Origin of the sequence: Rhodococcus sp. CX, from assembly GCF_015865005.1 — a bacterium.
Taxonomy (GTDB): domain Bacteria; phylum Actinomycetota; class Actinomycetes; order Mycobacteriales; family Mycobacteriaceae; genus Rhodococcus.
This window is the reverse complement of the sequence record NZ_JADZGH010000181.1, coordinates 10,374-25,268: the sequence shown is the minus strand read 5'-3', so window position 1 is coordinate 25,268 and position 14,895 is coordinate 10,374. Positions and strand designations below refer to the sequence as shown.

The 14,895-nt window shown below is 67.7% G+C and carries 15 protein-coding genes and 1 tRNA gene; 9 read left to right on the top strand and 7 right to left on the bottom strand.

Going from position 1 to position 14,895, the window contains the following annotated elements:
- Nucleotides 1-220: 220 nt before the first annotated feature.
- On the bottom strand, nt 221-859 hold the full coding sequence (locus I0Q12_RS19140) for a superoxide dismutase family protein (protein ID WP_197253582.1): 639 nt from the start codon (nt 857-859) through the stop codon (nt 221-223).
- 96 nt (nt 860-955) lie between these two features.
- On the opposite strand from I0Q12_RS19140, the gene I0Q12_RS19135 reads away from it, so the two are divergent.
- Nucleotides 956-1,222, top strand: a complete 267-nt coding sequence (locus I0Q12_RS19135; protein ID WP_197253580.1) for a hypothetical protein — start codon at nt 956-958, stop codon at nt 1,220-1,222.
- A gap of 90 nt (nt 1,223-1,312) precedes the next feature.
- Here the strand turns inward: I0Q12_RS19135 and polA are convergent, their stop codons facing one another.
- Nucleotides 1,313-4,036, bottom strand: a complete 2,724-nt coding sequence (gene polA / locus I0Q12_RS19130) for a DNA polymerase I (RefSeq protein ID WP_374068732.1) — start codon at nt 4,034-4,036, stop codon at nt 1,313-1,315.
- 121 nt (nt 4,037-4,157) lie between these two features.
- Here polA and I0Q12_RS19125 point away from each other — a divergent pair, with 121 nt between their 5' ends.
- The 5 genes from I0Q12_RS19125 to I0Q12_RS19105 all read left to right on the top strand — a co-directional run bounded on the left by I0Q12_RS19125 (nt 4,158) and on the right by I0Q12_RS19105 (nt 8,861).
- Nucleotides 4,158-4,487 carry a metal-sensitive transcriptional regulator gene (locus I0Q12_RS19125; RefSeq protein WP_197253578.1) on the top strand — a complete coding sequence of 110 codons (330 nt, stop codon included), beginning with the start codon at nt 4,158-4,160 and terminating at the stop codon, nt 4,485-4,487.
- A 228-nt stretch (nt 4,488-4,715) separates the two neighbouring features.
- The gene (locus tag I0Q12_RS19120) at nt 4,716-6,014 is read left to right on the top strand and encodes a branched-chain amino acid ABC transporter permease (protein ID WP_197253576.1); all 1,299 of its coding nucleotides are present in this window, start codon (nt 4,716-4,718) and stop codon (nt 6,012-6,014) included.
- Nucleotides 6,015-6,017: 3 nt separating this feature from the next.
- Nucleotides 6,018-7,007, top strand: coding sequence for a branched-chain amino acid ABC transporter permease (locus tag I0Q12_RS19115; RefSeq protein ID WP_197253574.1), 990 nt, complete (start codon nt 6,018-6,020; stop codon nt 7,005-7,007).
- Nucleotides 7,000-8,034 (top strand): ABC transporter ATP-binding protein, encoded by a 1,035-nt coding sequence (locus I0Q12_RS19110; protein WP_197253572.1) that lies wholly within the window; start codon nt 7,000-7,002, stop codon nt 8,032-8,034. The genes I0Q12_RS19115 and I0Q12_RS19110 overlap by 8 nt, the downstream gene beginning before the upstream one ends.
- A gap of 35 nt (nt 8,035-8,069) precedes the next feature.
- Nucleotides 8,070-8,861 (top strand): ABC transporter ATP-binding protein, encoded by a 792-nt coding sequence (locus I0Q12_RS19105; RefSeq protein WP_197253593.1) that lies wholly within the window; start codon nt 8,070-8,072, stop codon nt 8,859-8,861.
- Nucleotides 8,862-8,930: 69 nt separating this feature from the next.
- On the opposite strand, the gene I0Q12_RS19100 is transcribed toward I0Q12_RS19105, so the two are convergent.
- Together I0Q12_RS19100 and I0Q12_RS19095 are read right to left on the bottom strand one after the other, a co-directional pair.
- The gene (locus I0Q12_RS19100; RefSeq protein ID WP_197253570.1) at nt 8,931-10,253 is read right to left on the bottom strand and encodes an ABC transporter substrate-binding protein; all 1,323 of its coding nucleotides are present in this window, start codon (nt 10,251-10,253) and stop codon (nt 8,931-8,933) included.
- A 166-nt stretch (nt 10,254-10,419) separates the two neighbouring features.
- A complete protein-coding gene (locus I0Q12_RS19095; RefSeq protein ID WP_197253568.1) occupies nt 10,420-11,034 on the bottom strand; it encodes an ANTAR domain-containing response regulator in 615 nt (204 codons plus the stop codon).
- Between the two features lie 120 nt (nt 11,035-11,154).
- Between I0Q12_RS19095 and I0Q12_RS19090 the strand changes: the two genes are divergently transcribed.
- The 3 genes from I0Q12_RS19090 to I0Q12_RS19080 all read left to right on the top strand — a co-directional run bounded on the left by I0Q12_RS19090 (nt 11,155) and on the right by I0Q12_RS19080 (nt 13,028).
- Nucleotides 11,155-11,228 (top strand) — tRNA-Leu (locus I0Q12_RS19090).
- 155 nt (nt 11,229-11,383) lie between these two features.
- Nucleotides 11,384-11,914, top strand: a complete 531-nt coding sequence (locus tag I0Q12_RS19085) for a hypothetical protein (RefSeq protein ID WP_197253566.1) — start codon at nt 11,384-11,386, stop codon at nt 11,912-11,914.
- 112 nt (nt 11,915-12,026) lie between these two features.
- Complete coding sequence (locus I0Q12_RS19080; protein ID WP_248676001.1) at nt 12,027-13,028, top strand: ERCC4 domain-containing protein; 1,002 nt, start codon at nt 12,027-12,029, stop codon at nt 13,026-13,028.
- 99 nt (nt 13,029-13,127) lie between these two features.
- On the opposite strand, the gene I0Q12_RS19075 is transcribed toward I0Q12_RS19080, so the two are convergent.
- The 3 genes from I0Q12_RS19075 to I0Q12_RS34680 form a co-directional block, all read right to left on the bottom strand.
- Nucleotides 13,128-13,991, bottom strand: a complete 864-nt coding sequence (locus I0Q12_RS19075; RefSeq protein ID WP_197253564.1) for an RNA polymerase sigma-70 factor — start codon at nt 13,989-13,991, stop codon at nt 13,128-13,130.
- Nucleotides 13,988-14,581, bottom strand: coding sequence for a carboxymuconolactone decarboxylase family protein (locus I0Q12_RS19070; RefSeq protein ID WP_197253562.1), 594 nt, complete (start codon nt 14,579-14,581; stop codon nt 13,988-13,990). Before I0Q12_RS19070 ends, I0Q12_RS19075 begins: the two co-directional genes overlap by 4 nt.
- A 73-nt stretch (nt 14,582-14,654) precedes the next feature.
- Nucleotides 14,655-14,789, bottom strand: coding sequence for a hypothetical protein (locus tag I0Q12_RS34680; RefSeq protein WP_269437646.1), 135 nt, complete (start codon nt 14,787-14,789; stop codon nt 14,655-14,657).
- Between the last annotated feature and the right edge of the window lie 106 nt (nt 14,790-14,895).

Here is a 14,895-nt window from a genome sequence, read left to right as displayed (position 1 = left end):
CAACCTGCGGTATCTGCCCTCGAACAACCCGCTGCCCGGCGCCGGCGCCGAGCGGATCATGACGCTCCGCGCCAAGAAACCCGGGACGTGGCCGGTCTCGATGCGGCTGCGGCCGAGCCGGCACGCAACCGCGAACGAGTACGAACTGCTCGTCAACGTCACATGAGGCACCGGATCCCCGGCTGATGACGAGGACTTGTGACGTCGGCTCGACCGAAGGTCAGAAGTCCTCGTCGATGCACGCCAGCCGATCACCGGCGTTACCGGCTTCGCCCGGCGCCGTCATGGTGTGCTGTGCGTGGATCACGACCGAGTTGGCTCCGTCGTCGCGGAACGTCCAGTCGACGGTGCTCGAGGCCTGTGCGTCACCGTTAGCGTCGGTGGTGATGTCGAGCCACACCTCGTTCTGCGGGTTCGCGTAAGCGGGATCGGTCGACGGCGACTCGGGTGTCGCGGCCGGATCGGGGGTGTTCTGATAGTGCGGGCCCGAATCCGAGGGCTGCGGTCCGCACGGCCGGGTGTGCACGTGGACACCGAAATCCCGGTTGGGTGCCAGACCGGTGGCGGACAGGGTGACGGTGGTGCGTCCGTCCTCCTCCTCGGTTTCGACGTCGACTCGCGAACCGACGGGCACCGCCGATTCGTCGTAGGTGAAGGCATCGGCCTCCGGATCGTCGGGCAGCCCGAAGGCATCCCCACTCATACCCGGGGCGGGGTTCGGAAGGGTCGTGGTGTCCATGCGCTCGGTGGTCGCGGGGGCCGATTCGACCGTGGTCCCCTCGTCGTTGCCGCATCCGGCGGCGAACAGCACTGCGAGGCACGCACCGGACACGAGAGCGGTGGTGGTTCGTGTGTTCATATCGGGCGCATACCCGCTCCCCGACCTTTCGGAACCCCGGCACTCGCGCCGTACAGTGGACGGACCCGACGGTTCGGAGGGAGGAAGGGAGGCGCGGTGGAGTACGCGACCTTCTTCTACTCTCTCGTTGCCTTGTGCTTGCTCGTCGCTGCGTCCACCTGGTGTCTGGCGCGTCCGCATCTCCTGTCGAGCCTGTCCGCGGCGGCGACCTCGGTGCTGTGGATTCTGCTCAACGGCCCCGTCGAAGGGCAGGTGCTGTACTCGGTGACCGCGCACCACGGACTCACCGAAGCAGACTTGCTGGCGGCCGCCGGAATGGGTATCGCGGTGTGGGGCTACCGAGTCGGCGTTCGCGATCGGTGATCCGACGCCGCAGACTCGTACAGGTATCCATCCAGCAGGAACGCCGCCGACCGTGACGGTGGGTCGGCGGCGTTCGGTACATGATCCGCGCTAGTGCGCGGCCGCGTCCCAGCTGCGTCCGTAGCCGACGGACACCTCGAGCGGAACCGACAGTTCGATCGCCGAGTCCATCTTCTCGCGCACCAGCGCCTCGACCTGCTCGCGCTCGTCCGCGGTGACCTCGAGCACGAGTTCGTCGTGGACCTGCAGCAGCATCCGCGAGCGCAACCCCGCCTCGTGCAGCGCCTTGTGCACGTCGATCATCGCCACCTTGATGATGTCGGCGGCCGTGCCCTGGATCGGGGCATTCAGTGCGGCGCGTTCGGCGACCTCGCGGCGCTGACGGTTGTCGCTGGTCAGATCGGGCAGGTAGCGGCGGCGGCCGTACAGCGTCGAGGTGTACCCGACCTTCCGGGCGTCCTCGACGACGTTGTGCAGGTAGTCGCGCACCCCGCCGAAGCGGGTGAAGTACGCCTCCATCTGCTCCTTCGCCTCGTCGGTCGAAATCTTGAGCTGCTGCGCGAGGCCGTACGCGCTGAGCCCGTAGGCCAGGCCGTACGACATCGCCTTGACGCGGCGGCGCAGTTCGGGCGTGACCTCCTCGATCGGCACACCGAACGCGCGGGAGCCGACGAAGCTGTGCAGGTCCTCGCCGGTGTTGAACGCCTCGATCAGCCCCTCGTCGCCGGACAGGTGCGCCATGATCCGCATCTCGATCTGGCTGTAGTCCGCGGTCAGCAGCAGGTCGTAGCCGGAACCGACGACGAAGCCGTCGCGGATCTGCCGTCCGGCGTCCGTGCGGACCGGGATGTTCTGCAGGTTCGGATCGGTCGACGACAGCCGGCCGGTCGCCGCGACGGTCTGATTGAACGTCGTGTGGATGCGGCCGTCGTCGGCGATCGACTTGATGAGCCCGTCGACGGTGGTCTTCATCCTGGTGGCCTCGCGGTGCGCCAGCAGGTGCTCGAGGAACGGATGCCCGGTCTTGTCGAACAGGTTCTGCAGAGCGTCGGCGTCGGTGGTGTAGCCGGTCTTCGTCTTCTTCGTCTTCGGCATGTCGAGCTCGTCGAACAACACCACCTGCAGCTGCTTCGGCGAGCCGAGGTTGATCTGCTTGCCGATCACCTCGTACGCGGCGTTCGCGGCGGCAGCGACGTCGGCGGCGAACCCGGACTGCAGATCGTGCAGGTGCTCGGCGTTCACGGCGATGCCCGCGGCCTCGAGGTCGGCAAGCACCGCGAGCAGGGGCAGCTCCATGTCGGCGAGCAGCGCGGTCGACTCGATGTCCTGCAGTTCGCTGTCCAGTGCTTCGGCGAGGTCGACCACGGCCCGGGCCCGCAGGATCGCGTTCTCGGCGGCCTTGGCCTCCACGGCGTCCCCGTCGTCGAGCAGCGACAGCTGCTGCTCGCCGCTCTCCTCGACGCGCAGTTCACGCTTGAGGTAGCGCAGCGACAGGTCGTCGAGGTTGAAACTGCGCTGGCCGGGGCGCACGAGGTAGGCAGCGAGCGCCGTGTCGCTGGTTACGCCCGCGAGGGTCCAGCCGCGCCCGCGCAGCGCGTGCATCGCCGACTTGGCCTCGTGCAGCGCCTTCGGGGTGTCCGGGTCGGCGAGCCAGGCGGCGAGCGCGGCATCGTCCTCGGGGGTCAGGGTCGCGGTGGAGACGTACGCGCCTTCACCGTCGGCCGCGGCGATCGCGAGGGCCGTCGCGTCGCCGCCGTAGGGGGTCCCGAGGCCGACGACGGACAGCCCGTGCCGCACCCCGGCGACCGCGTGCTCGGCGAGCCAGCCGGCGAGGGCGCCCTGCTCGAGCGCGCCGCCACGCACCTCGAATCCCTCCTCGGCTTCGGGCTCGGCGGAGGCGAGGGTCGCGAACAGCCGGTCGCGCAGCACCTTGAATTCGAGGTCGTCGAACAGCCGGTGGATGCGGTCGCGGTCCCACGGCGACAGCGCGAGCTGCTCCGGCGTGTACGGCAGCGGCACGTCGCGCACCATTTCGGTCAGGCGCCGGTTCATGAGCACGTTGTTGAGGTTGGTGCGCAGGGCGTCGCCGGTCTTGCCGCGCACCTCGTCGACGCGATCCACCAGGTTCGTCAGGCCGCCGAACTCGCGGATCCACTTGGCGGCCGTCTTCTCGCCCACGCCGGGGATGCCGGGCAGGTTGTCGCTCGGGTCGCCGCGCAGCGCCGCGAAGTCGGGGTACTGCTGCGGGGTCAGTCCGTACTTCTCCTCGACGGCCTCGGGGGTGAACCGGGTCAGATCCGACACTCCCCGCTTCGGGTACAGCACGGTGACGTCGTCGTTGACGAGCTGCAGCGAATCCCGGTCGCCGGTGACCACGAGCACGCGGTAGCCGAGGGCGGTGGCCTGGGTGGCCAGGGTCGCGATGATGTCGTCGGCCTCGAAGCCCGCCTCGGCCATCACACAGATCCCGAGCGCGTCGAGCACGTCCTTCGTGATGTCGATCTGGCCCTTGAACTCGTCGGGGGCGGAACTGCGCTGCGCCTTGTACTCGGGGTACATCTCGGCGCGGAAGGTCTGCCGGTTGACGTCGAATGCGGCCGCCACGTGGGTGGGCTGTTCGTCGCGCAGCAAGTTGATGAGCATGGACGTGAAGCCGTACACCGCGTTCGTGGTCAGGCCGCTCTGCGTCTTGAAGTTCTCCGCCGGCAACGCGTAGAAGGCGCGGAAGGCCAGGGAGTGGCCGTCCAGCAGGAGCAGGGTGGGACGGTCGCCGTTCGTGGCGGCGGGAGCAGGCGAGGTGGATGCACGAGTCACGGGAGCCAGTCTAGGGACCCGGCCCGACAGCCTGTACGGCGATCGCGTCGCGTGCCCCGATCACCGTCGAAAACTCCCATCCACCTGCCAAAATACCCCCTAGGGGTATAGAATGGCGGGTATGAGCGACGCACACGATCCGGCCACGCAGCCCGAGACCTGCCACACCGGCCACGGGTACATGGGAGACAAGAGTCGGTACCTCGCCCGACTGAAGCGGATCGAGGGCCAGGTCCGTGGCATCCACAGGATGGTCGACGAGGAGCAGTACTGCATCGACATCCTCACTCAGATCTCCGCGCTGACCAAGGCACTCGAGGGCGTCGCACTGGGCCTGCTCGACGACCACCTCAAGCACTGCGTCCTCGACGCGGCCCGCCAGGGCGGCGACGAAGGGGAAATCAAGATCAAGGAGGCCTCCGACGCGATCGCCCGCCTCGTTCGCTCCTGACACACGCAACCGCGTCCCGTATTCGATTGGCGCACGACGAAACCCAACCGAAACGACGCGGAAATCCCAGAGCCCCGTGCGAGGCGATCACAGCCGCTAGAGTCCGGTTCCACGGCGCCGGTACCCCGGCGCCGTGCTCGACCACCACCCACGCGCGGGAGGACCCGAGTGGCCCGATTCGTCAGACCCGGACGAGGATCGCCGCCGTCACCACGACGGCTCGCCCGGATGCTGTTGTTGCTCCTGCTCACCCTGGCCGCGGTTCTCCCGGGCATCGGCAGCGCGGTCGCGCAGGAACCGACAGCACCGCCCGAACCCACCCCGACGACACCGGCCGACGAACCGGCCTCCGGCGTGCCCGTCGGGGGCAGCCTCAACAACGCGGGCGAACGACTCCCCGGGGTCACGGTGCGGGCACTGGACGCCTCCGGAAACCCGGTCGCGGAGACCACTTCCGGGGAGGGCGGCCGCTGGGAGCTGACCCTGCCGCCGGGCACCTACACCTTCGAGGTGGACACCGAGACCCTGCCGGAGGGGGTCAGCGTGCAGTCCACGGTGGAACGCGCCGTGGTGGCCGGGCGGTCCAATGTGGTGATCTTCTCCTTCGGCGAGGCCCGGTCGGGCACCGGGGTCGACACCGGAGAGAAGCTGCTGCGCACCGTCGTCGACGGTCTGCGTTTCGGCCTGATCATCGCGATCGCCGGCGTCGGCCTGAGCCTGATCTTCGGAACCACCGGGCTGACGAACTTCGCCCACGGCGAGTTGGTGACGCTCGGCGCCGTCGCCGCGTGGGTGTTCAACGTCAGCTTCGGCATCCAGCTCATCCCGGCGACGGTCCTGGCGGTGCTGGTCGGCATCATCATCGGCCTGCTCAACAACGGTCTGATCTGGGCGCCGCTGCGCCGGCGGCACACCGGCCTGATCGCCCAGCTCGTCGTGTCGATCGGTCTCGCGATCGCCCTGCGCTACCTCATCCTGATCTTCTTCTCCGATCGCACCCAGGCATTCGCCGACTACCAGGGGCAACGGGAGCTTCAATGGGGTCCCCTGGCGATCACCCCGGTCAACCTCGCGTGCATCGTCATCAGCCTCGTGGTCCTCGTCGGGGTCGCGCTGCTGCTGCAGCGCACCCGGATCGGCAAGGCGATGCGCGCGGTCGCGGACAACCGGGATCTGGCCGCCTCCTCCGGCATCGACGTCGAACGGGTCGTGCGGTTCGTGTGGGCCCTCGGCGGCGCCCTCGCCGCACTCGGCGGGGTGCTCTACGGGCTGTCCGAACTCGGCGGTCGCGTGCAATGGGAGATGGGCTTCAAACTGCTGCTGCTGATGTTCGCCGGCATCACCCTCGGCGGTCTCGGCACGGCCTACGGTGCGCTGGTCGGGTGCGTGATCGTCGGTCTCGTCGTCCAGCTGTCGACCCTGGTGATCAGCCCGGACCTGAAATACATCGGTGGCCTGCTGATCCTCATCGTGATCCTGGTGATCCGACCGCAGGGCATTCTCGGCAGCAGAGCAAGGATCGGGTGAGCCATGGACATCCTCTCCGCACTCCAGATTTCGTTCGCCCAGCTCATCGGGCCGTCTGCCATCTTCTACGCCCTGCTCGCGATCGGCCTCAACCTGCACTTCGGCTACGCCGGCCTGCTGAACTTCGGCCAGATCGGGTTCGCCCTGCTCGGCGGCTACGGCGTCGGCATCATGACGGTCACCTACCACCAGCCGCTGTGGCTCGGCATCCTCGTCGGTCTGGGCGCCGCCGCGCTGCTCGCCCTGATCCTCGGTGTCCCGACGCTGCGCCTGCGCGCCGACTACCTCGCGATCGTCACCATCGCGGCCTCCGAGATCCTGCGCCTGGTGTTCCGTTCCACCGCATCCGATCCGGTCACCGGCTCCACCAACGGCCTCTACGGATTCGCCGGGCCCTTCACCGAGTCGAGCCCGTTCGATTCCGGCCGCCAGTACTCGATCCTCGGGATGCGCTTCTACGGCGACGACCTGTGGGCGATGGTCATCGGCTGGACCCTCGTCCTGGTGCTGTGCGGATTCGTGTACCTCCTCACGCACAGCCCGTGGGGCCGCGTGCTCAAGGCGGTCCGGGAAGACGAGGACGCGGCCCGGTCGCTCGGCAAGAACGTGTTCGTCTACAAGATGCAGGCCCTCGTGCTCGGCGGTGTCATCGGCGGCCTGGGCGGTGTCTTCAACGCCCTGCAGACCAAGTCGATCAATCCGGACTTCTATTCGACGGCGCAGACGTTCTTCGCATTCGGCGCGCTCATCCTCGGTGGTGCCGCCACGGTGTTCGGTCCGGTCCTGGGCGCGATGCTGTTCTGGTTCCTGCTCGCCATCCCCGACGCACTGCTGCGGCAGGCCATCTCCGGTCCGAATCCGCTGTTGCCGCTCACCGAGCAGCAGGTCGGCGCGATGCGATTCGTCCTGCTCGGTGTGCTCATCGCGGTGATGATGGTGTTCAGGCCGCAGGGCATCCTCGGAAACAAGAGGGAGGTGCAACTCGATGCGTGACGTCACCGATCGATCGCCACTCGACGCCGCCACCCGAGCCGCGCTGTTCGCCGCGGTCCCGCAGGAACCCGGGGTGGCCAAACCCGATCCGGTGCTGGTCGTGGACGGCGTCTCCCGCGCCTACGGAGGCCTCAAAGCCGTCGACGTCGCGCACCTCGAGATCCAGCGCGGGTGCATCACCGGCCTGATCGGACCCAACGGCGCCGGCAAGACCACCCTGTTCAACCTGCTCACCGGCTTCGACCGCCCGGATACCGGCACGTGGAGCATGAACGGTGTCGACCTCGGCCGGATGCATCCGCATCGCGTCGCCCGGCGCGGCATGGTGCGTACCTTCCAGCTCACCAAGGCGCTGTCGAAGATGACCGTCCTCGACAACGTGCGTCTCGGTGCTACCGGGCAACGCGGCGAACGGATCGCCGGGGCGCTGCTGCCGTGGACGTGGAAGGCGCAGGAACGCGAGATCACCGAACGCGCACACGAACTGCTGGCCCGCTTCTCTCTCGACGCCAAGGCCGACGACCTGGCCGGGTCGCTGTCCGGTGGTCAGCGCAAACTGCTCGAGATGGCGCGGGCGCTGATGACCGACCCGGAAGTGGTCATGCTCGACGAGCCGATGGCCGGCGTGAATCCGGCGCTCACCCAGAGCCTGCTCGGCCACATCAAGTCCCTCCGCGACGACGGGATGACGGTGGTGTTCGTCGAACACGACATGGACGTCATCCGGGAGGTCTCCGACTGGGTCGTGGTGATGGCGCAGGGCGCGGTGATCGCCGAAGCGCCCCCGGAAGCATTGTCGGGCAACAGCGTCGTGGTCGACGCCTACCTGGGCAGCCACCACGACCAGGCACTCGAATTCGACGCCGAGGGCAACCCGGTCGGCGCGACCGCGGTGCTCGCCGAGGCACTCGAGGAAGCTGTTGTCGCGACCCTCGAGACGGGCGGCGACCTGTCCGAACCGGACGCGGCGGTTCTCGCCGACATGCCCGATGCCCCCGAACCCGGCACCGAGGAGAAGCGGCCGTGACCGAGAACCCTTCCCCCACAACACCCCAGGCCGGGATGACCGCCGCCGAACTGGCCGCGACACCGCAGGAACACGCACGGCTCGCCGAAGGCGCGCTGTTGCGGGCCGACGACCTCGTCGCCGGATACTTCCCGGGCGTGGACATCCTGCGGGGCTGCAATTTCTTCCTGCGCGAGGGCGAGATCGTCGGCATCATCGGCCCCAACGGAGCCGGCAAATCGACACTGCTCAAGGCGCTGTTCGGCCTGATCCCGGTCCGGCAGGGCGACGTCGTGCTACGCGGCGAGTCGATCGCCTCCGCGCCCGCGCACGTGCTCGTCCGCAAAGGACTGGGGTACGTGCCGCAAACCCGCAACGTCTTCCCGTCGCTCACCATCGAGGAGAACCTCGAGATGGGAATCTACTTGCGGCCCAAGCAGTTCACGGAACGATTCGCGTTCGTCGCCGAGCTGTTCCCACTGCTCGCCGAGCGCCGGAAGATCAAGGCCGGCGCGCTGTCCGGCGGTGAACGGCAGATGGTCGCGATGGGACGGGCACTGATGATGGATCCGTCGGTGCTGCTGCTCGACGAGCCGTCGGCTGGCCTGTCCCCCATGTTCCAGGACGAGGTGTTCATCCGCTGCAAGAAGATCAACGCGGCCGGCGTCTCGATCATCATGGTCGAGCAGAACGCCCGGCGGTGCCTGCAGATCTGCGACCGCGGCTACGTCCTCGACCAGGGACGCAACGCCTACACCGACACCGGCACCAACCTCATGCACGATCCCAAGGTCATCGAACTCTATTTGGGCACGCTCGCGGGCAGCCAGGAGAAGAAGCGGCCCTGAGCCGCGCGGTGTCGGCAACGACTCGGGGCCGGGAATCGTTCGATTCCCGGCCCCGGTCGTGTGCGGTCGCTATCCGCCGACCACGATGAACCCTTCGGTGGTGAGCCTGTTGTCCGGACCGAACAGCAGACTGCCGTAGGACCCGATGCCCGGCTCGCCGGCGTCGACGAAGCTCAGTTCACCGGTGATGCCGTCGTAGTCGATGTTCTCCCCGTTCCGCAGGAGGTCCAGGCACTGCTGGTAGCTCGTGCACTTGGTGCCGTCCTTGGTGACGTCGTTGATGTTCGCGGCGATGTCGACACCGGCCGTCGACTTGGCCTGTTCGGCGGCGAGCGCCGAGATCACCACGGCATCATAGGATTCGCCCGCGTAGTTGTAATCGATCAGACCGGGATCGACCACCTTCAGCCGGGCCTGGAACTCCGGGCCGACGTCGGTGAGCGGGGTGGTGCCGCGCATGCCGGCCAGCAGGCCGGGGGCGATGTTCTCGCCGAGCGCGTTACCCATGTTGCCGTCCACGCCGTACACGTGCATGCCGTCGGACGGGCCGATACCCACCTCGTGCATGCGGGTAATGATCTTCGCGGACTCCTCGAAACCGATGAGAGCCACCGCATCCGGAGCGAAATCGCGGATCTGGTCGACCTCGGCGTTGAACGACTGCGCGTTCGGGTCGTAGATGATCTTCTGGATCTGATCCTCGGGAATACCCGCCTCGACGAGGTTGTCGACCGTGTTCGCGGCCAGACCCGTCCCGTACGGATCGTTGAGGGCGATCACCGACACCCGCTGCGCGCCGTCCTCGGCGATGAGCTGCGAAAGGGCCTGGGCCTGCAGCACGTCGGTGGGCGCGGTCCGGAAGTACATGCCCTTGTCCGGATAGCAGACGAACTGGTCGGAGGTGTTCGCCGGTGAGAACATCACGACGCCCGCACTGACGATCTTGTCGAGCACCTTCAGGGACACCGAGGACGAGGCCGCGCCCACGATCACCTGGGTGCCGGCGGCCAGTTCGCGGTCGACGGTGGCGTTCGCGGTGTCCGTGGTGGTGTCGCCCGAGTCGCCGGTGACCAGTTCGACCGGCTGGCCGAGCACTCCGCCGGCGGCGTTGACGTCGTCGACCCCGAGCCGGGTACCCGCGACCATCGGCGGTCCGAGGAACGACAGGCTGCCCGTCTCCGGCAGCAGGGTGCCGATCCGCAGCGGCGTGGTCACGGGTGTCGCGCCGGCGGTCGCCTGGTCGGGCTCGCAGTCGGTGGTAACCGTGGTCGTGCCGTTCGACGTGCCCTCGGCACTGTCCGAGGAGGAATCGCTGTCCGAACTGCAACCGGCGAGCGCCAGAGACGCCGCCCCCAAGAGCGCAGCGGCACGGACGAGGGTCCGTTTTGCCATCCAACTCTCCTTCTGTCGACCTCAACGCATCCCGGTGGATTCACCGGATGGTGGGTCGAAACATAACCGTCGGACGCGCGCGGCGAACCACGCCGAAATCGTTGTGATCCGACCGTTATACAGAGGGAGGAAGAATTGACGCAGCCGTAACGACCGGGGCGAGGGCTCAGCCCCCGTTCTCGGCCCCGAGCGTGTCGATGACGACCTGAGCGACCTGCTTCATCGTGGTCCGGCGGTCCATCGCCGCGCGCTGGATCCACCGGAACGCCTCCGGCTCGGTCATCGCATGCTTCTCCATCAGCATGCCCTTGGCGCGGTCGACGAGCTTGCGGACCTCGAATCGTTCGCTCAGTCCGGCGATCTCCTTCTCGAGCTCGCGGATCTCGGCGAAGCGGCTGGCGGCCACCTCGATCGCGGGAACCAGATCCGACTTCGAGAACGGCTTGACCAGATATGCCATCGCGCCGGCGTCGCGGGCACGCTCGACGAGCTCGCGCTGACTGAACGCTGTGAGAATCACCACGGGCGCGATCCGGCGCTCGGCGATCTCGGATGCGGCGTCGATTCCGTCGCGGCGTGGCATCTTCACGTCCATGATGACCAGGTCCGGCTTCAGCTCGGCCGCAAGCTCGACGGCGCGCTGCCCGTCACCGGCTTCCCCGACGACGTCGTAACCCTCTTCGCGCAGCATCTCGACAAGATCGAGCCTGATCAGCGCCTCGTCCTCGGCGACCACGACCCGGCGGGGCGTGGTGGAGTTCTCGTGCGGGGCGGCTGTCATCGTCGGCCTTCTCCTCATCGCTCGCGTCGTTCGGGCCACCTCCGGGATCGAAGGCGATCGATAGAAGGGTACCGGTGTTTGACCGTTCCGCCCGATCCCTTACAGTGGTCTCCGCACGACGCCCCCGTATCCCAATTGGCAGAGGAAACGGATTCAAAACCCGTCCAGTGTGAGTTCGAGTCTCACCGGGGGCACCCACTGATTGCGCCTTCTGCGCTCGTGCGCCTTTCTGGCCCCTCCGGCCGCCACTTCGACACACCGCGCCCGAAATCGGGACGAATCGACCCATACCCGCTAGGAAGGGAAGGTTGGTATTCGGATTTCGACGACGCGGAAGGAAGAGCTTCATATGGGGAGACGAACGATCCAACGCAGGGGGGCGTCGATCCTGGCCGCCGTCGGCGTGGTCGCTGCACTGGCGATCGGAGGGGGCGGTGTCGCCAATGCGGCGACGTCCACCACGATGACCTGCGGAAGCGTGAACCCGCTGCCATGGGCACCCGCGTTCACTTGGACGATCACCGCCGGTTCCGGTGAATCGCTGCCGCCGAACGGGAATGCGCTCGTTCCGTCCCTGCTGCTCAGCGGCGGCAACGAACTGCCGGCGCCGCCTCCGGGACTCTTCCCGAGCATCGGGCCCAACTGGTACGGCACGCAGGTCATCGTCGACTGGCACAACAACACCACCGGCGAGTCCGGGCGCTCGGTCAGCGAGCAGGCCGCCTGGCAGCAGAAGCCCGGCATCCCGATCAACCGGACCTTCACGGGAGTCGGGAACGTGGACTTCACGGTCACCACGCAGACCGGCGGGGGTTGGTGGTTCCTCAACACGCAGAACGCGGTGTGCAGGGGCAACATCGACATCGTGCCCGGTCGCTGACCCGGACGATTCTCGCGGGCGGAACCACATCGCGTGGTCTCGCCCGCGAGCCGTCTCCGCTCGCCCTAGGGTGGGTCGTACACGGTGACCGAACTATCGGAAGGTGACGACGATCGTGGACCTGGTGATCGCGCGCAACCCCGATCCGGGTTCGAGCCTGAAGTTCCTGATGCGCCTGCCGCTCGAGGGCGGGCTCGTGTTCCGCACGTCCGACACGTGGCCGCGCACCAAAGCGCTGTTCTGCTATCCGGTTCCGGCCGGCGAGTGGCCCGACGATCCCGAGGTGGTCGAGCGCGTGGGTGTGCGGTCGTGTGTACGACGGGGTGCCGCAATCGATCTCGTCGTCGACCGGAGCCGGGAGAACCGCTCCCAGGTCGTGTTCACCAAGGCCCGTGGCCGCGACATGGTGTTCTGGCAGTCGCCGCGCACCCGCAAGCAGGCCCGTCCCCAGGTGCGTACCCCCACCGCCCGCGCGGCGGGGCTCGCCGATCTGACCATCGTCGTCGACTCCCACGAGCGCTACGCCTACAAGTTCTCGGGCCAGCAGGTCACCACGCTCATCCGTCCGTTGACGTGTGGCGACTACGGTCTTTTCTCCGACGAGGGCCTGGTCGCGTCGGTGGAGCGCAAGTCGCTGTCCGATCTGGTGTCGAGCCTGACCAACGGCAAACTCCGGTTCGCGATGGCCGAACTCGCTGCTCTGCCCCGCGCCGCGGTGGTCGTCGAGGACCGCTATTCGGCGGTGTTCAAGGTGAGCTGGGTTCGTCCCGCCCTGGTCGCCGACGGTCTCGCCGAGCTGCAGGTCCGCTATCCGAATGTGCCGATCGTGTTCTGTGAAACCCGCGCGCTCGCCGAGGAATGGACGTACCGCTTTCTCGCGGCCGCACACCAGTGGGCCGAGGACGACGTCGTCGCGCGCGAACGCATCGTCCCGGATGTCCACAAGCCCGTCGGGACCGCACCCGATCCCGCTTCGACCTCGGCAGATCCCAGCACCGCGCAGGTACGCGCGTGGGCGCGCGCCGCCGGCCTGGATGTGCCGGACCGAGGGAAGTTGCGTCCCGAGGTGTGGGCGGCGTGGCGCGACGCGCACCCCGCGCCGGACGACGCCTGATCGGCACTTGCTGGGGTTGATGCGGGCGGAAATGACGGTCTGCGTATAGAAATATCGGTACGTCAACCGTCACTCGGGGCACCTCCGGCAGCCCACCGATCAGCGGCGCAGTTCCACCACCGAGCCCATCCGGCCCAGCTTGTGCGGATTGCTGATCCCGTAGATGTGAGTGATCCGTCCGTCCTCGACCGCGACAGCGCCGACGACGGTCGCCCCGGCGGCCTCGATGCGCAAGCCGGGCATCGCGTTGACGTCCACGCGGGTCACGGTGAATCCGGGGATGTTCGCGAAACGTACCAGCAGCGACGCCAGGACCTCGGCCCCCACGATCGGTTTCCGCGCTGCCCGGACGATCCCGCCGCCGTCGGCGATCGCGACGACATCGGGAGCGAGGACCTCGAGCAGGCCCTGCAGATCGCCGGTGGACACCGCGGTCAGGAATTTCTCGACGACCACGGCCTGCTCGTCCGGGTCCACCTGCATGCGGGGACGCCGCGCGGTCACGTGTTCCCGGGCCCGGTGCGCGATCTGCCGGACCGCCGCCGGACTCTTGTCGACCGCCCGGGCGATCTCGTCGTACGGGGTGTCGAAGACCTCGCGCAGCACGAACACGGCACGTTCGACGGGGGCGAGCGTCTCGAGCACGGTGAGCATCGCGAAAGAGACGCTCTCGGCGAGTTCGAGGTCCGTCCCGGCGTCGGGTCCGGTGAGCAGCGGTTCGGGAAGCCATTCGCCGATGTAGTCCTCGCGGCGACGCGTCGCTGCCCGCAGATGGTTGAGGGAGAGTCGGGTGACGATCCGGACCAGGTACGCCCGGGCGTCGAGTACCTCGGATGCGTTGACGCCGGCCCACTTCATCCAGGTCTCCTGGACGACGTCCTCGGCGTCGGCGGCGGAGCCGAGCATCTCGTAGGCGACTGTGAACAGCAGGCTGCGGTGGATGACGAACAGGTCGTCGGTCATGCGCTGCCCGACCGGGTGGCGGACGGAGTGGCGAGAGGTTCGAGTCCGCAGCTCGCCGCGTACTCCTGCGATTCGATGCCGAACGCGACGTTGGATCGGGTCGCCGTGTTCGCCAGCGCGATGTACATGGTCAGTTCGACGAGCGCCTCGGCGCCGAGGGCGTCGAGCAACCGTGCCGACAGTTCGTCGCTCACGGTCGGTGGCGTCCGGGTCATCGCCTCGGCGTAGTCCATGACGTCGCGCTCGAGCGGTGAGAACACGTCGGATTCGCGCCACCGGGGCACCTCGCGCACCTTCGCCACGTCGAGTCCCCTATTGCGGGATTCGAAGTAGCCGTAGTCGAGGCAGAAGCCGCATCCGACGAGGCTCGCCACGGCCATGTGCGCGAACGACTTGAGATTCGCGTCGCAGCGATCCCATTTCTGCGCCTTGCGGCCCATGCCGACGCTGAAGTTCATCACTTTCCGGTTGTGCCACAGGACGCCGATGCCGTCGGGCACGTCACCGAGCATCCTGCGCGCCATTCGTGTGACGAGTGCGCCGTAGATTCCGGTCAGCTCTGCTTTGGGGATTCTGGGTTCGCCGGTCATGGTGGGCTCCTCGGGTGCCGGTACAGGGACACCATGTAGACACCGGCCGCGCCCCGCCTGTGACAGCCCGGGATCAGATCATGAATTCAGCGAGGAGCACGCACGTGAGGGTGACGATCGCGACGACGAGGCCGACGAGCAGCGATTCGGTGAGGACGCCCGCGGGCACACCGGCGACGAGCGCCGCGCTTCCGACGGTTCCGGCCACGTGACGGACGCGAGAAATGGGCCGCTCGAGCGGCTGAACCTGATCTGGAGCAGTGGTCATCTGGGCCTGCTTTCGACGCTGAATAATCATCGGCGGGCCGCCCACC

Excerpts from the sequence above, each read along its gene's own strand:
- I0Q12_RS19140 (WP_197253582.1), bottom strand. The coding sequence starts at position 859 with ATGAACACACGAACCACCACCGCTCTCGTGTCCGGTGCGTGCCTCGCA.
- I0Q12_RS19125 (WP_197253578.1), top strand. The coding sequence starts at position 4,158 with ATGAGCGACGCACACGATCCGGCCACGCAGCCCGAGACCTGCCACACC.
- I0Q12_RS19120 (WP_197253576.1), top strand. The coding sequence starts at position 4,716 with ATGCTGTTGTTGCTCCTGCTCACCCTGGCCGCGGTTCTCCCGGGCATC.
- I0Q12_RS19115 (WP_197253574.1), top strand. The coding sequence starts at position 6,018 with ATGGACATCCTCTCCGCACTCCAGATTTCGTTCGCCCAGCTCATCGGG.
- I0Q12_RS19110 (WP_197253572.1), top strand. The coding sequence starts at position 7,000 with ATGCGTGACGTCACCGATCGATCGCCACTCGACGCCGCCACCCGAGCC.
- I0Q12_RS19105 (WP_197253593.1), top strand. The coding sequence starts at position 8,070 with ATGACCGCCGCCGAACTGGCCGCGACACCGCAGGAACACGCACGGCTC.
- I0Q12_RS19100 (WP_197253570.1), bottom strand. The coding sequence starts at position 10,253 with ATGGCAAAACGGACCCTCGTCCGTGCCGCTGCGCTCTTGGGGGCGGCG.
- I0Q12_RS19095 (WP_197253568.1), bottom strand. The coding sequence starts at position 11,034 with ATGACAGCCGCCCCGCACGAGAACTCCACCACGCCCCGCCGGGTCGTG.
- I0Q12_RS19085 (WP_197253566.1), top strand. The coding sequence starts at position 11,384 with ATGGGGAGACGAACGATCCAACGCAGGGGGGCGTCGATCCTGGCCGCC.
- I0Q12_RS19075 (WP_197253564.1), bottom strand. The coding sequence starts at position 13,991 with ATGACCGACGACCTGTTCGTCATCCACCGCAGCCTGCTGTTCACAGTC.
- I0Q12_RS19070 (WP_197253562.1), bottom strand. The coding sequence starts at position 14,581 with ATGACCGGCGAACCCAGAATCCCCAAAGCAGAGCTGACCGGAATCTAC.